Genomic DNA, 15,474 nt, shown 5'->3' with positions numbered 1-15,474 from the left:
GCGACAGGCCCTACGCGGGGGCGATCGCCAGGGCCGTGTTCTGCCCGCCGAACCCCAGCGAGTTGCTCAGCGCCAGGTCGATCGGCATCGACGTGACGGTCTGGGCCAGCTTGATCTCGATCCGCGGATCGGGCATGACCAGGTTGGCGACGGGCGGGATGACCTCGTGCTCCACGCTGAGCACGGCGAACGCGGCCTCGACCGCGCCGGCGGCGCCCAGCAGATGACCGGTGACTCCCTTCGTGGACGTGACCAGCGGGTCCCCGCGCAGGGAACGCTGGATCATGCGGGCCTCCGACAGGTCGTTGAGCGGGGTCGACGTGCCGTGGGCGTTGACGTGCTGCACGTCGTCCGGGTCGGCCCCCGCGTCGGCGAGGGCCGCGCGCACCGCCGCCTCGATGCCGGCGCCGTCCGGGTGGGGCGACGTCATGTGGTGGGCGTCCGCCGTGGCGCCGTAGCCGATGATCCGGCCGTGCACGTGGGCGCCGCGGGCCCGCGCGTCCGCGACCCGTTCCATCACGAGGATCCCGGCGCCCTCCCCGGCCACGAAGCCGTCCCGGTCGACGTCGAACGGGCGGGAGGCGGACGCGGGGTCGTCGTGCCGCTTCGACAGCGCGCCCATCTGGGCGAACCCGGCCATGACCAGTGGGGTGATCATGGCCTCGCTGCCGCCTGCGAGCACGATGTCGCAGCGGCCGAGGGCAAGCAGGTCCCGGGCGGTCCCGATGGCGGTCGCGCCCGATGCGCAGGCGGTCGCCACCACCAGGTTGGGCCCGGTCGCCCCGAACTCGATGGCCGTCTGACCGGCCAGCATGTTCGGCAGCTGCATGGGCAGCAGCAGCGGCGACACCCGGTCGGCGCCCTGCTCGCGCAGCACGTGGTGCTGCTCCTCGACGGTGCCCGGGCCGCCGTCGGCGCAGCCCAGCACCACACCCACCCGCGCGCCGTCCCAGGTCTGCGGGTCCAGGCCCGCGTCGGCCACCGCCTCGTGCGCGGCGACCAGCGCGAACTGCACGAACCGGTCCAGACGATGGGCGCGCCGCGCGCTGAGCAGCGTCTCGGGGTCGAAGCCGGGCACCCGGCAGGAGATCTGTACGGGGTTGTCCGCCAGTACCGGATCGAGGGCGGCGGCCGGCCTGCCGTCGCAGACCGCCGCCCAGCTCGGCCCGACCCCGATGCCGCCCGGGGTGACCAGACCGAGTCCGGTGACGGCGATGTCCATGCCGGCCATCAGACCTTCGCGCTCCGCTCCTCCATGAGCCGGACCATGTCGGCCACGGTCTCAGCCTCCAGGAGGTCGTCGTCGCTGATGTCCAGGTCCAGCTCGGACTTCAGCAGCAGCGACAGCTCCACCACGGCGAGCGAGTCGAGCTCGATGTCCTCGCGGGTGGCCTCCGGGGTGATCGCCTCGGGCGACACCTTGAGCTTGTTGGACAGGATTTCCTTGAGCTGCTCCAGCATGTCCGTTCCTTTCGAAGGGCGTACGCACCCCGCGTACCGCTGAGTTCGTATGAGTCACTGACGGTCGGTCAGAAGGTCTGCAGCTCCGGCCAGACGACGGTGCCCGCGCCCCAGGCCAGCCCGCCGCCGAAGGCGGTGAGCAGGACCCGGTGGCCCGCGGCGAGCCGGCCCTCGGCGGTGGCCTCGGCCAGCAGCAGCGGGATCGAGGCGGCACCGGTGTTGCCGACCCGTTCGATGTTGCTCAACTGCTTGTCCTCGGGCAGCCCGAGGCGTTTGGCCACCGCTCCGAGGATCCGGGCGTTGGCCTGGTGCGCGGCGAACCGGTCGACGTCCTCGAGGCGCCAGCCGGCGCGTTCGGCGGCCTCGCCGGAGACGGACGTCATCCGTTCCACCGCGTGCCGGTAGGTGTCCCGGCCGAGCATCCGGAAGTACCGGTCCGCCGGGTCGACCGGCCGGTCGGTGGAGCGCTGCCGGGAGCCGCCGGCCGGCACCTCGATCAGATGGCTCAGCTCGCCGTCGCTGCCGAGCACCAGGGGGCCGATCGCCCCGGGCTCGTCCGCCGAGCCGGCCCGCAGCACCACCGCGCCCGCGCCGTCGGCGAAGATCACCGCGGTGGTCCGGTCCTCGGGGTTGATGATCGTGGTGAAGGCGTCCGCGGCGATCAGCAGCACGCTGTCCGCCACCCCGGCCGCGATGAGCCCGGCGGCCGAGGCCAGCCCGTACAGGAAGCCCGTGCAGACGGCCGCCACGTCGAAGGCGGGCACCTGCCCGAGCCCCAGCCGGGCCGCGACCTGCGGTGCGGTGGCGGGGCAGGGCTGGTCGGGAGTGGTGGTGGCCAGCACCACCGCCCCGACCTGCTCGGCGCCCGCCGACTTCAGCGCCCTCAGGCCCGCCTCCACCGCCAGATCGCCGGTGGAGGTGCCCGGAGTGATGAAGCACCGCTCGGCGATCCCGGTGCGGGAGCGGATCCAGGCGTCGGAGGTGTCGAGCCGCTGCGACAGGTCGTCGTTGGTCACCACGTTGGGCGGGACGTACGAGCCGATCCCCGCGATGACCGCGGCCCGCCCGGTGCTCATGCGCCGGCCTCCGAGGCGAGGACCTCGACGGGCAGGCCCATGTACTTCATGCGGACCTCGGCCATCTCGTCGGTCCACCGCTCGGCCATGTCGTAGCGCTGCTCGGCGGTGGTGTCGAGCAGCCGCACGCCCGGCCACACCTCGTAGTCGCCGATCTTGTCGGCGTGCTCGGCCATGCCCTGCTGGAACAGCTCCTCGCGGTGGATGACGAACTCCCGGTCCGGGATCTCGTCCCACAGCTTCACGCCCGAGCGCAGGATCTCCAGCAGCCGCGGCTTGTACTCCGGGTGCGCGATGACGTGGTCGCGCAGGATGGTGCTGGCCACGGTGAGGTGGCGGATCTCGTCGATCGCGGTGCCCCGCGAGATCTCGCCGGTCGCCGGGGACAGCGGGGTCCACTTGCGCTCGCTCAGCTCGGCGGCCGGGGCGAGCACCCCCTCGATGATGATGGCGAACACCGCGACGCCGCCGGGGAAGTCGGCCTGGTCGCGCACGATGTCCAGGGTGAAGTCCACCACCGGGTCCAGGACCCGCTTGCGGTAGTCCCGGGCCATCTCCTCGATGTCCTTCAGCAGGGTGCCCGCCGGGATGCCCAGGTCCACCAGGTGCTGCCGGAACACGCGGGCGTGCCGGGCCTCGTCGATGAGCTGGGTGGCGTAGAACTCCATCTCGGGGATGCCGGGCGCGATCGACACGTAGTGGCCGAGCAGCCGGGTGGCCAGCTCCTCCGCCAGCGCGCGGAAGCCGAACTCCAGCACCAGCGCCTCGCGCAGCGGGCCGGGCGCCTTAAGGAAGGCGGGCGTGATCGCGTTCTCGTGGTGGCCGGTGGCCCCGCGGTCGCGCAGGGTTCCCTGGGCCACCGAGGTGAACCAGTAGGCGAGGTCGCACTCCTCGGGACCGAGGGTGAGTTCCTTCGCGCCGTCGAGCAGACCGGGCGCCTTGTCCCAGTCCGCCTCGGGGGCAACGGGTGCGGTCATGATGCGGCGGCCTCCTTCGCCGGACGCAGGGAGCCGGCGAACAGCCCGCCGGCGTAACTGAACAGCGGCAGACCCGGGTCGGCCGTGGCGCGTACGACATGGCCGAGCAGCAGTTCGCTGTCGCCCGCCGCGTGCGCGGAGTGGAAGCGGCAGACGTAGTGCGCGAGCGCGCCCGCGATCAGCGGGGCGTGCGCGTACCGGTCCGCCGTCCAGGCCAGGCCCGCGAAGGCCGCGTCGCCGTCCGGACGGCCGCTGTCGGCGAACCGCCGGGCCACGTCGGCCTGGTCGCCGCCGAGCACGTTGATCGCGAACCGGCCCTCGGCGGCGGCCAGCCGGGCGAACGACGAGCCCGACCTGAGCACCACGCCGACCAGCAGCGGCGAGCGCGAGACGAGGGTGACCGTGCTGGCGGTCGTGCCGTGCATGCGGTCCTCGGGGCCGGTGGTCAGCACCGACACCGGGGACGCGAGGTGGTACAGCGCCCGGCGGCGCTCGGCCGGGTCCTGGCGGACCGGCCGGGCGGCGCGCACATCGGTCGCGGTGGTCATCACACGGCCTCCGTCTCCCGGACGGCCGGCCGCGCGGGGACGTGACCGACCGGCTCCGGGTCCATGGCGTGCCCGGCCGGCTTGGGGTGGGGCAGGCCCAGGTCGTCCAGCAGCCGCAGGTAGCCCTGCTGGCGCACCGGCTCGAAGGGCAGCGCGAAGGACTTCATGAAGTTGCCGAACAGGCCCCGGTCGCCGAACAGGTGGAACGGCAGCACCAGCAGCGCCCACTCCGGCTTGACCAGCCAGCACCACAGCGCGGCCACCGCGCCCTGCGTGATGAGGCTGTGCATGACGTTGTAGAGGACGTAGTACGCCTTGTGGATCGGCCGGCCGCCGCTCTTCTTGAACGCGATGGCGCCGGGGATGTAGCCGATCAGGTCGATGTAGAGGAACAGTCCGATCGCCGGCAGCCAGCGGATGTCGCCGAAGTGGTAGACGATCATTCCGGTGGTGACGGCGAGGCCCACCAGGTACTCGGCGCGGTGCAGCGAGTACGTGCGCGGTGTCTCGAAGGGGTTCGCCTGGTCCATGGTCAGCTCCTCGCGCGGGTGCTAGGCGCCGACCGCGGCGGGTTCGGTGAGTTCGATGCCGCCCTGGATGCGCACACCCGGGAACAGGCCGGTCAGCGCCCAGGCGACGGTCTCCTTGATGACCCGCTCGGCGATCGGGTCGAGGATGCCCTCCAGGCTCGGGATGCCGAAGTCGAAGTCGGCGTCGAAGCGGACGGTGACGTCGTCCCCGGCCTGCTGGACGGACCAGGTGCCGGCGAAGGAGTCGAAGTCGCCGTCGGACTGCTCGAAGCGGATCTCGCCGCTCTCCGGCAGCACGGTGTCGTCCTCGGTCCAGCGCAGCAGGCCGCTGCGGAAGTGCAGCTCCCAGCTGGAGGAGGCCTTGGGGTCGGGGTAGGAGGCGTGCACGGTGGTCGCGTTGACGTGGGGCGCCAGGTCCGGGAAACGCTCCCAGCGCCGTACGGCGTGCAGGACCGTTTCGGCCTGCTCCGCGGGTATCAGGGCATCGAGTTCGACGTGCCGCACGATCAGTTACCGCCTTCCGGCATTGTGGCCGCGCCCTTGACGAGGTCGCGGGTGGCCAGGTCGAAGGAGTTGACGAGGAAGTCCACGTCGGTGTCGTCCAGCACGGCGGGCGGGGTGAACCGCACCACCGAGCTGCCGTTCATGGAGTGGTTGGCGACCACGCCGTGGTTGAACAGTTCGATCAGCAGCTCGCCGGCCAGTCCGGCCTCGACGAGCTCCACGCCGATGAGCAGGCCCCGGCCGCGCACCTCGACGACCAGCTCGGGGATGTTGCGCCGCGCGACCTCGGTGATCCGCGGCAGCAGCCGGGCGCCGAGGTCCATGGCGCGGGTGACCAGGCGCTCCTCCTTGACCGCCCGGATCGCGCCCTGCACCGCCGCCATCAGCACCGGCTGGCCGGAGAAGGTGGCGGTGTGGACGTAGGGGTCCTTGTCGAAGGGGCGGAAGGCCTTGCGGGTGGCGACGGCCGCCGACACCGGCATCACGCCGCCGCCGAGCGCCTTGCCGGTGAGCAGGACGTCCGGGACGACGCCCTCGATGTCGGCGCCCCACCACTCGCCGAGCCGCCCGAAGCCGGACTGGACCTCGTCGAGGATCAGGAAGCCCTCGTACTCCCGGACCAGTTCCTCGACCCGCTTGAGGTAGCCCTTCGGCGGGATGATGACACCGCCCTCGCCCTGCACCGGTTCGAGGATCACGCAGACCTCGCCCGGGTGGGCCCGCAGCTCCTCCTCCAGGGCGTCGGCGTCGCCGAACGGCAGGTGCAGGAAGTCGGGGACGAGCGGGCGGAACGGCGCCTGGTAGACGTCCTTGGCGGTCGCCGACAGGGCGCCCAGGGTCTTGCCGTGGTAGCCGCCGCGCATCGAGACCGTCCGCTTGAACCCGTTCGCGCGGGCGAGCTTCAGGCCCGTCTCCACCGCCTCGGCGCCGGACAGCGCGAAGTGCACGCGGTCCAGGCCGGGCGGCATCACGGAGACCAGGGACTCGGCGGCGCGGGCCACCGTCGGCTCCAGCAGGATGCGGGTCGCGGTGGGGTGGGTGCGCAGCTGGCGCTCCACCTCCTCCATGACGATCGGGTGGCGGGCGCCCATGATGAACACGCCGTAGCCGCCGGCGTTCAGGAAGCGCTCGCCGTCGCTGGTGGTGAGCCAGGCGCCCTCGGACGCCGTCTCCATGTGGCTGCCGAACAGCTCGGCGAGCGTGGCCCGGCCTTTGCTGAGGTGGGCCCGGTAGAGGTTGAGGATGTCCGCCTCGTAGTCGGCGGCGGAGACCGGCGCCGGCGCCGGGGAGTCCTGGATGACGGTCACGTGTCGCTCACTCCAAGGGTGTGGGTGGGTCGGGAGGCAGGCCGGGAGGGCGCTAGGCCAGGACCAGCGGGCCTCCGTCGAAGTACGTGAGCAGCGGCTCCGCGGCGGCGAGGCGGGACGGCGGGTGGAAGGCCAGGGCACGCGTCGCGGCGGCGACCTGCGCGCTCGAGGAGTTGACGATGAAGTCCAGGCCGCCGAGCAGCTCCAGCGCTCGCGCCACGATGTCCGGCAGCGCGTTCTGCACGGCGTACCGGGCGACCAGCACCCGGGCCACCGACTCCTCGTCGCCGGGCTCCTGGCCGGTGCCGCGGGCCACGCCCTCCAGCAGGGCGAGGGCGGCCTCCATGTCCACGGCGAGCGCGGCCCGCTCCGCCGCTCCGCCCCGCCGCCGCTCCAGCACCTGCTCGACCAGGGCGGCGGCGCCGCCCGCGTATCCGGCCGAGATCAGCATCTCGAACCAGACGAAACCGGCCGACTGCAGGTCGTCGAGGCGGGTGGGGTCGTCGGCGCCGGCCCGGACGACCATGTCCGCGGGGACGAACACGTCCTCCAGGCGCACCTCGTCGCTCTCCGCGCCGGCCAGCAGGTCGTTGCCCCAGAACGCGTGCACGGACAGTCCCGGCGCGTCGGACGGCACCAGCGCGAGCGCCAGCTCCGGCTCGCCGCCGTCCTCGCCGTGGATGGCGATGGACGCGGTGAGCAGGCTCATCGAACGGGCCAGGCTGCACGGCTTCTTGGAGCCCGACAGCAGGAACCCGCCCTCCACGGGCCGTGCGGTCACGGCCGGCTTCAGGATGTTCTGCGCGGTCCGGCCCTCGGCCCAGCCGGAGGCCATCACCTGCTGGTCCGGGACGATCCGGTGCAGCAGTGCGGTCTGCGCGTCGGTGAGCCGGCCCGACTTGACCGCCAGCGAGTACAGCATCGCGGCGGTGAAGTGGTGCATGGAGACGGCCGCGACCAGCGACGGGGACAGGGCGCCGAGGGCGAGCTGCACCCGCAGCGCCTCCAGCGGGGCGGCGCCGTGGCCGCCGTAGCTCTCGGGTATCAGCAGGCCCACTCCGCCGTGGATGCGGAACAGGTCGATCACCGGGCTGCCGGGCTGCTCCCGCTCGGCGTACGGGATCTGCTCCAGCTCCTTGAGCAGTCCGGGATGGAACCGCTCGCACACGGTCCGGGCAGCATCGAGGGAACGCAACGGAAACCTCCGGAAGACGTCGAAAGCGAGGGCGGTCAGGCGCCGAAGACCGCGTCGTACGGGCTCACGTCGCGGGCGATGCTGACTCCCTGGATGTGGGAGGTCTTGAGCATCGGGTAGTTGGCCTCGCCGAAGGCGCCGCCGGTGCGGCCGGTGCCGCCGTGGCTCGGCAGGTACGGCAGGAAGCCGATGTGGGAGTCGTTGACCTTCAGGAGACCGCCGTTGACCACGCGGCGCACGAAGGTCTCGATCACGTGGTCCGAGCGCGACCACAGGGAGTTGCGCAGCCCGTAGTCGTTGCTGTTGACGAACTGCAGGAAGGACTCCAGCAGGGCGTCGTCGTTGTCGCGTTCCGGGACCACGATCGGGATCAGCGGGAAGAAGGTCTCCTCGCGGACCACGTCGTACGTCCGGGCCCGGTCCAGGCCGTCCACCCGCACCACCGTCGGCTGCAGGAAGACACCCGTCTCCGACACGGTGCCGTCGACCTCGGTGCGGTTGCCGCCGGTGAGCAGCTCGGCGCCGTTGTCCAGCGCCTGCCGCAGCAGCCGGAAGAAGCGCTCGCTGCGCCGGACCGGCGACAGCAGCACGTCCTCCTCCTCGGGCAGGCCCGGCCTGATGCCCTTGACCTGCTCCTTCACCTCGGCGATCAGCGTCTCGGCGATCTCCGGGTGGACCAGGACGTAGTTGGGCACCATGCAGATCTGCCCGGAGCCGTAGAACGACTCGGTGATGGCCTCGGCCGCCCACTTCACGTCGGCGTCCTTCCAGACCACGATGCCGTCGTTGCCGGCGAGTTCGAGGATCGGCTTCTTGCCGTGCGCCACGCAGCTCTGCTCGAAGCGCAGACCCTCCTGGCTGCCGCCGATGTAGAAGATGTCGTCGATCAGCGGGTCGGCGATCCAGCGGTCCATCGTCTGCTTGGGGTTGGAGCACACCGCGTTCAGCACACCGGCCGGCGCGTCGATCTCCTCCAGCAGCGGGGCGACGATGTCCCGAAGCAACCACATGGTGGACAGCGCGATCGAGCGCGGCGCCCGCACCACCACGGCGTTGCCCGCCATCAGCGCCAGCACGCACAGGGCGGCGCTCGGCAGCGGGGCGTTCTGCGGCGGGTTGAAGGCGACCACGCCGTCCGGCTGGCGGTGCAGGATCAGCTTGCGGCCGTTGTACTCCTTCTCCACCCGCATCTGCTTCAGATACCAGCGCAGGGAGCCCGGGGCGTAGATCTGCAACAGGCAGCTCAGCTCCCACCGGGCCAGCTTCACCGGGTGGGACTCGGCGACCAGCATGCGCAGGAACTCGTCCTGGTGCTTGATCAGTTCCTCGCGGAAGCGGGTGCCCAGCTGCATCCGCCGCTCCAGCGGTACGGCCGCCCAATCGGGTGCGGCGGCGGCCGCCGCCTGGGTGGCCAGGTCGATGGCGGAGTCGTCCGCGATCGCGCAGCGCCCGACGACGTAGGGGTGCTTGGCCGCCTCGGACTCCGGGTCCTGCTCCAGCGAGCGCTTCAGGCTGACGCTCGTGAAAACGTCTTCCAGCAGCGAACGCCCGCTGACGGTGTAGACCCAGCCGTCACCGGCCACGTCCTTGCCCGCGATATAGAGGTCGTAACTCTTCAATCCGGAAGGTGCCTCAGCACTCTCCTCCTGCTCCTGCGCGGCTTCGCGAAGCATCTTCAGCCTTTCGGATATGGCGTGTGGATTTCTTGAAGCAATGCGAGCCTGGCAGCGGAATCTGACCCGGCGCTGACACGTGACTGACCGCGCCGATCCGGCCAACGCCGGCCCCGCGGCCCGTCAGTGGGGCGTCAGCCGGCGCTGCTTGCATGACCGCATGCCACCTGTCGACAGCACGATCCAGCGGTTGCGCGACCTGCCGCGCAGCGAGCTCGCCGAAGAAATCGAGTCACTCGTCCTGGAGAAGTTCAGGGCGGTACTTCTGATGGACGAGTCCGAGGAACTCCCGGTCGACGTCAGCTATTTCGATCTCGGCCTCACTTCGCTGCGGCTGACCGAGATACGGCAGAGCCTGGAGCAGCTCCTGGACCTGTCGATCAACGTCAACGTGCTCTTCAACGAGCCGACGGTCGCCCATCTCGTGGACCACCTGACCCAGGAAATCCAGGACGCTTGAGGAGTCGTTCCATGCCGCGTAAGGAATCAGAGCAGGCGCCCGAACCGGTCGCGATCGTCGGAATCGGTCTGCGGTTCCCCGGCGGCAGCGGCTCGCCCGACGAGTTCGACGCCTTCCTGCGGGAGGGCCGCAGCGGAATCGGGCCGATCCCCCGGGACCGCTGGGACGTCGAGGCGTTCACGCCCGAGGGGCCCGACGACAAGGGCAAGATCATCGCGAAGGCCGGCGGTTTCCTCGACCGCATCGACCTGTTCGACGCCGGCTTCTTCAACATCAGCCCGAAGGAAGCCCGTTACATGGACCCCCAGCAGCGGCTGCTGCTGGAGACCGCCTGGCAGGCCCTGGAGCACGCCGGCATCGACCCGGCCCCGCTGCGCCGCGGCAACGGCGGCGTCTACATCGGCGCCAGCTCCATCGACTACGCCCTCGAGCTGGACTCCCTGCCGTACGAGGAGCTGGACGGCCACCTCGCCTCCGGCATCACCATGTTCCCGCTGTCCGGACGGCTGTCGTACTTCCTCGGCTGGCGCGGCCCGAGCATGAGCGTCGACACCGCCTGCTCCTCCTCGCTGGTCGCCCTGCACCTGGCCGTGCAGGCGCTGCGCGCCGGCGAGAGCGACATCGCGCTGTGCGGCGGCGTCAACGCCCTGCACCACCCGCGCATCCCGGTGATGTTCTCCAACGCCCAGATGCTGTCCCCGGACGGCCACTGCAAGACCTTCGACGAGGCCGCCGACGGCTACGCGCGCGCCGAGGGCTGCGGCATCGTCGTCCTCAAGCGGCTCTCCGACGCCCAGCGCGACGGCGACCGGGTCCTCGCCCTGGTGCGCGGCACGGCCGTCGGCCAGGACGGCGACAGCGCCGGCCTGACCGTGCCCAACGGCCCCGCCCAGGAGAAGGTCATCCGCGCCGCGCTGGCCACCGCCCACCTCGGCCCCGAGGACATCTCCTACGTCGAGGCGCACGGCACCGGCACCCCGCTCGGCGACCCCATCGAGTTCGGCGCCATCGGCGACGTGTTCGTCGACTCCCACACCAAGGACCGGCCGGTGCTGGTCGGCTCGGTGAAGACCAACCTCGGTCACATGGAGCCGGCCTCCGGCATCGTCGGCGTCATCAAGACCGTGCTGCAGCTGCGCTCCGGCACGGTCTACCCGCACGTGGGCCTCAACACCCCCTCGGGGCGCATCCCCTGGGACCTGTACCCGCTGCGCGTGCCCACCGAGTGCGAGCCGTGGCGGGCCGAGGTGAAGCGCGCCGTCGTCAACAGCTTCGGCTTCGCCGGCACGATCGGCGCCGTCGTGCTGGAGGAGGCGCCCGAGCCGGCCGAGCGCGAGGAGTCCTCACTCCCGTACGCCGCACCGGTGTTCACCCTGTCCGCGAAGAGCGCCGGCGCCCTGCGCGAACAGGCCGCCCGGTACCGGCGGCTCCTCGACGACCAGCCCGCGCTGCCCGTCGAGGCATTGGCGTACACCGCGAACGTCGCGCGCACCCACCACCCCTACCGGGTCGCCGCCCCGGTCGCCGACCGCGCCGCCCTCGCCCGGCTGCTGGACCGGACCGCCGAGGCCGAGCCCGAGGGCCCCACCGGCATCCGCAAGACCGCCTTCATGTTCACCGGCCAGGGCTCGCAGTACGCCGGCATGGGCGCCGCCCTCTACGAGGCGCTGCCCGTCTTCCGCGCCCACGTCGACGAGTGCGACCGCCTCTTCGCCGGCCCGCTCGGCCGCTCCGTGCGCGAGCTGCTGCTCGGCACCGCCGCCGACCCGGACGCCATCGACCGCACCGAGTACACCCAGCCCGCGCTGTTCACCCTCGAGTACGCCCTCGCCCAGCAGTGGATGGCCTGGGGCGTACGCCCGAACGTGCTCATCGGGCACAGCATCGGCGAGGTCGTCGCGGCCGCCGTCGCGGGCCTGTTCACCCTGCCCGACGCCGTGAAGCTGGTCGCCGCCCGCGCCCGGCTGATGCAGGCGGTGCGCGCCGAGGGCGGCATGGCCGCGGTCGCCGCCCCCGCCGACGAGGTCGCCCCGCTGCTCGAGGGCCGCGACGACCTGGCGCTGGCCGCGGTCAACGCCCCCGACCAGACCGTCGTCTCCGGCGCCACCGCCGCCCTCGACGAGGTCACCGGCATCCTCGCCGGCCGCGGCTTCCGGGTGGACCGGCTCACCGTGTCGCACGCCTTCCACTCGCCGCTGATGGCCGAGGTCTACGACGACTTCCGGGCCGCCCTGGACGGCATCGTCTTCCACGAGCCGAAGATCAGCCTGATCTCCAACGTCACCGGGCGCCTGGCCCGGCTCCGCGAGATCGGCAACGCCGACTACTGGGTGCGGCACATCGGCGAACCCGTCCGCTTCCTCGACGGCATCCGCGCCGTCGCCAAGCGCGGCCGGCACGCCCTGATCGAGATCGGCCCGCAGGCCGCGCTCACCGCGCTCGCCCGCCGCGGCGTCACCGTCGAGGACCACGTGTGGCTGGCCAGCCTGCGCCGTCGCGACACCACCACGGGCACCACCCTGACCGCGCTCGCCGACTACTACGCCGCCGGCCTCGGCGTCTCCTGGGACGGCTACCACGCCGGGCACGCCACCCCCGCCAAGGTGGACCTGCCCACGTACGCCTTCCAGCGCAAGCGCTACTGGCTGCCCTCCGTCACCCCCCGGCGCTCCGCCGGCGGCGGCAGCGCCCGGCACCTGCTGCTCGGCACCGAGGAGCGGTTCGCCAGCGGGGTGCGGGAGTTCACGGCGGAGTTCACCGCCGAGGAGCTCGGCGCCCTCACGGACCTCGCCGACGGCGGCCGCGCCGTCCTGCCCGCCGGCGCCTACGTCGACCTGCTGCTCGCCGCGCAGGACGCGGTCCAGGGCCACGCCCGCTCCGCGATCCGCGACCTCAGGCTGCTCGCCCCGCTGGAGCTGCCCGCCGAGACCACCCTCACCCTGACCACCCGCTGGCGGCCGCGCCCCGGTGGCGGCGCCGACATCGAGGTGTTCACCGTCGTCGGCGGCGAGGAGAACCCGCACGCCACCGCCACGGTCGCCGCCGGCCGCGAGGCACTCGTCCCCGTCTCCGAGCTGGCCGAGCTGGAAGCCGCGCTCGCCCCCGCCGGGCAGCGCATCGACGACGAGGACATCTACACCGACCTCGCCTCCGTCGGCCGCCCCGCGGGCCCCCGCATGCGGCTGCTCCACCACGTCACCCGGCACGGCGACGGCGTGCTCCGCGCCGAACTCACCGGCCGCGACGCCACCGCCGTCGAGCACGTCCCGGCGGAACTGCTGGAGGCCGCCGCCCAGGCGCTGGTCGTCCTCGACCCCGAGGGCCCGGTGTTCGTGCCCCGCGAGATCGCCTCCGTGCGGCACTTCCGCAAGCCGCGCGGCGAGAACCTGCGCGTCCTCGCCCGGGTCCGGGGCGAGCAGGACCGCCGCCTCGCCGACGTGCTGCTGCTGGAGAACGGCGACCCGGTCGCCGAACTCCTCGGCGTCCGGCTGGCCCGCCCCGAGGACCGCACCGGCCGCCGCCGCTTCCTGCACCGCCCCGAGTGGATCCGCCGCGCCCTGCCCGCGACCGGGGCCGCGCCCGCCGAACGGCACGTCGTGCTGCTCGACCCGGCCGCCGCCCGCGCCGCCGGACTCGCCGGCGAGCCCGGCCTGAAGGTCACCCGGCTCGCCGACCCCGCCGAGCTCAAGTCCGCGCTCGACGACCCGACCGTCACCGACGTCGTCCGCGTCTGGCGCACCCGCCCCGGCGAGATGTCGGTGGACCGGCTGCGCGCCGAGTCCGAGGACAACTACCGCGAACTGCTCGCCACCGTCGGCGTCCTGGACGCGGCCGGCCTCTCCCGGCCGCCGCGGCTGTGGCTGGTCACCCAGGGCGCCCAGGCGCTGCCCGGCGACCCGGCGGGCGACGGCGGCCACCTCGCCGCCGCCACCCTGTGGGGCTTCGGCCGGGTGCTGCTCACCGAGTACCCGCAGCTGCGCACCACCCTGGTCGACCTCGCCCCCGGCGGCGGCCTGGAACCGCTGCTGGAGGAGTGGCGCGCCGAGCCCGCCGGCGAGTACCAGGTCGCCTACCGGTCCGGCCGCCGCTACGTGCGCCGGCTGCTCGCCGGCGACGAGGCGCTGAACTGGAGCGGCGACTTCGAACTGCGCGCCGCCGAGTCCGGCGACCTGTCCGACCTGGCGCCCGCCCCGGTCACCGGCCGGGCGCCCGCCGAGGACGAGGTGCAGCTCCGCGTCCGCCTGGTGGGCCTGACCGCCGAGGACGCCCGCACCGCGCTGGACACCGGCCGCGCCGACCGCGAGGAGCACGAGGAGGAAGGCGAGGACGTGCCGCCGCCCGTGCTCGGCCGCACCGCCCACGGCACGGTCCTGGCGGCCGCCGCGGGCACCGGCTTCACGCCGGGCGACGAGGTCCTGGTCCGCCACGACGGCACCTTCCGCTCCACGCTCACCGTGCCGGCTACGGCCGTCGTGCACGCCCCGGCGCCCGAACCCGGCGACGGCGCGCCCCACTTCGGCCTCGACGAGACCGGCGAGGCACTGCGCACCGCCCTCGCCGCCCCCGCCGGCCCGGTCTGGGTGACCCTGCCCGAGGACCCGGCCGCCGCTCGGCCGGAACCGGCCGAGCGGCGGCCGGCCGCCCTGCGCGACGACCGCACCTACCTCGTCACCGGCGGCCTCGGCGGCCTCGGCCTCGCCACCGCCCGGAAGCTGGCCGAGCTCGGCGCCCGGCACCTGACCCTGGTCAGCCGCAGCGGCCGGCCCGCCCCCGAGGCCGCCGAACTGCTCGCCGGCCTCGCCGAGGAGGCGGAGGTCGACATCGTCCGCGCCGACCTCGGCCGTACCGAGGACGTCGCCCGGCTGGTGCGCCACATCGAGGCCGGACCGCGCCCCCTGGGCGGCATCGTGCACGCGGCCGGCGGCTCCTACGACGAGCGGCTGATCTCCGAACTGACCTGGGAGTCCATCGAGGACCAGCTCGAGGCCAAGGCCTACGGCGGCTGGCTGCTCCACGAGGCCACCGAGAAGGCCTTCCCCGACCTGGAGTTCTTCGTCGTCTACTCCTCGGTCTCCTCGGTGCTCGGCGGCTTCGTCGCCCAGGGGCACTACGCCGCCGGCAACGCCGCCCTCGACGGCCTCGCCGACTGGCGCGCCCGCCGCGGCCTGCCCGGACTCGCCCTCAACTGGAGCTCCTGGTCCCGGGTCGGCATGTCCTCCCGCATGAACGACGTCCTCATCCAGGAGCTGGAGCGCGGCGGCGTCCACCTGTTCTCGCCCACCCGGGCGCTGAACACCCTGGTCGGCCTCTGGGACCAGCCGCGCGGCCAGCGCGTGGTGGGCGACTTCGACTGGGACCGCTACATGGCGGGCCGGGTCACCGGCGACCTGTTCTTCGACCGCCTGGCCCGCCGGGCCGCCGAGGACGACGGCGGCCTCGACGTCGCCGCGCTCGCCGCCCTGTCCCCGGCGGACCGCGCCGCGGCCGTCACCGCCGTGGTCCGGGAGAAGGTCGCCGCCGTGCTGCACCTCGAGGAGGGCGACGAACTGGATCCGAACACCGAGTTCGTGTCGCTGGGCCTGGACTCGCTGATGGCCCAGCAGGTCAGGTCCGGTCTGGAGCAGGCCTTCCGGCTGCCCCTGCCGGCCTCCCTCACCCACGACCACCCGACGGTACGGCAGCTCGCCGGCTTCCTCGGCGAGCGGATCGGCCCGGCACCGGCAGCGTGACGGACGACAAGGAC

At 72.9% G+C, this 15,474-nt stretch carries 12 protein-coding genes; 2 read left to right on the top strand and 10 right to left on the bottom strand.

The features are described 5' to 3' along the window. Positions 1–10: 10 nt before the first annotated feature. The 10 genes from ACZ7JA_RS16310 to ACZ7JA_RS16265 form a co-directional block, all read right to left on the bottom strand. Complete coding sequence (locus ACZ7JA_RS16310) at positions 11–1,231, bottom strand: beta-ketoacyl-[acyl-carrier-protein] synthase family protein (protein WP_351666680.1); 1,221 nt, start codon at positions 1,229–1,231, stop codon at positions 11–13. Further along, positions 1,231–1,461, bottom strand: coding sequence for a phosphopantetheine-binding protein (locus ACZ7JA_RS16305; RefSeq protein ID WP_046422004.1), 231 nt, complete (start codon positions 1,459–1,461; stop codon positions 1,231–1,233). Before ACZ7JA_RS16305 ends, ACZ7JA_RS16310 begins: the two co-directional genes overlap by 1 nt. A 68-nt stretch (positions 1,462–1,529) precedes the next feature. Next, positions 1,530–2,537 (bottom strand): beta-ketoacyl-ACP synthase III, encoded by a 1,008-nt coding sequence (locus tag ACZ7JA_RS16300; RefSeq protein ID WP_351666682.1) that lies wholly within the window; start codon positions 2,535–2,537, stop codon positions 1,530–1,532. After that, positions 2,534–3,514, bottom strand: a complete 981-nt coding sequence (locus ACZ7JA_RS16295) for a ferritin family protein (protein WP_351666684.1) — start codon at positions 3,512–3,514, stop codon at positions 2,534–2,536. The genes ACZ7JA_RS16300 and ACZ7JA_RS16295 overlap by 4 nt, the downstream gene beginning before the upstream one ends. Then, positions 3,511–4,062, bottom strand: coding sequence for a flavin reductase family protein (locus tag ACZ7JA_RS16290; protein WP_351666686.1), 552 nt, complete (start codon positions 4,060–4,062; stop codon positions 3,511–3,513). Before ACZ7JA_RS16290 ends, ACZ7JA_RS16295 begins: the two co-directional genes overlap by 4 nt. Then, positions 4,062–4,592, bottom strand: a complete 531-nt coding sequence (locus ACZ7JA_RS16285) for a hypothetical protein (RefSeq protein ID WP_351666688.1) — start codon at positions 4,590–4,592, stop codon at positions 4,062–4,064. The genes ACZ7JA_RS16290 and ACZ7JA_RS16285 overlap by 1 nt, the downstream gene beginning before the upstream one ends. Before the next feature lie 21 nt (positions 4,593–4,613). Continuing rightward, positions 4,614–5,096: a type II toxin-antitoxin system RatA family toxin gene (locus ACZ7JA_RS16280; protein WP_351666690.1), complete on the bottom strand. Its 483-nt coding sequence runs from the start codon at positions 5,094–5,096 to the stop codon at positions 4,614–4,616. 2 nt (positions 5,097–5,098) lie between these two features. Beyond that, on the bottom strand, positions 5,099–6,403 hold the full coding sequence (locus tag ACZ7JA_RS16275; protein WP_450746652.1) for an aspartate aminotransferase family protein: 1,305 nt from the start codon (positions 6,401–6,403) through the stop codon (positions 5,099–5,101). A 52-nt stretch (positions 6,404–6,455) separates the two neighbouring features. After that, positions 6,456–7,598 (bottom strand): acyl-CoA dehydrogenase family protein, encoded by a 1,143-nt coding sequence (locus ACZ7JA_RS16270; protein WP_351666694.1) that lies wholly within the window; start codon positions 7,596–7,598, stop codon positions 6,456–6,458. A gap of 35 nt (positions 7,599–7,633) precedes the next feature. Next, positions 7,634–9,271: an aldehyde dehydrogenase family protein gene (locus tag ACZ7JA_RS16265; protein WP_351666696.1), complete on the bottom strand. Its 1,638-nt coding sequence runs from the start codon at positions 9,269–9,271 to the stop codon at positions 7,634–7,636. Between the two features lie 160 nt (positions 9,272–9,431). Between ACZ7JA_RS16265 and ACZ7JA_RS16260 the strand changes: the two genes are divergently transcribed. Both ACZ7JA_RS16260 and ACZ7JA_RS16255 read left to right on the top strand, forming a co-directional pair. After that, on the top strand, positions 9,432–9,731 hold the full coding sequence (locus ACZ7JA_RS16260) for an acyl carrier protein (protein WP_351666698.1): 300 nt from the start codon (positions 9,432–9,434) through the stop codon (positions 9,729–9,731). An 11-nt stretch (positions 9,732–9,742) separates the two neighbouring features. Further along, positions 9,743–15,460, top strand: coding sequence for a type I polyketide synthase (locus tag ACZ7JA_RS16255; RefSeq protein WP_470808801.1), 5,718 nt, complete (start codon positions 9,743–9,745; stop codon positions 15,458–15,460). Positions 15,461–15,474 lie beyond the last annotated feature (14 nt).

The organism is Streptomyces sp. NPDC038135 (assembly GCF_055601245.1).
Note: the sequence above shows the minus strand (reverse complement) of the source record. Positions and strands in the feature narration are given on the sequence as shown.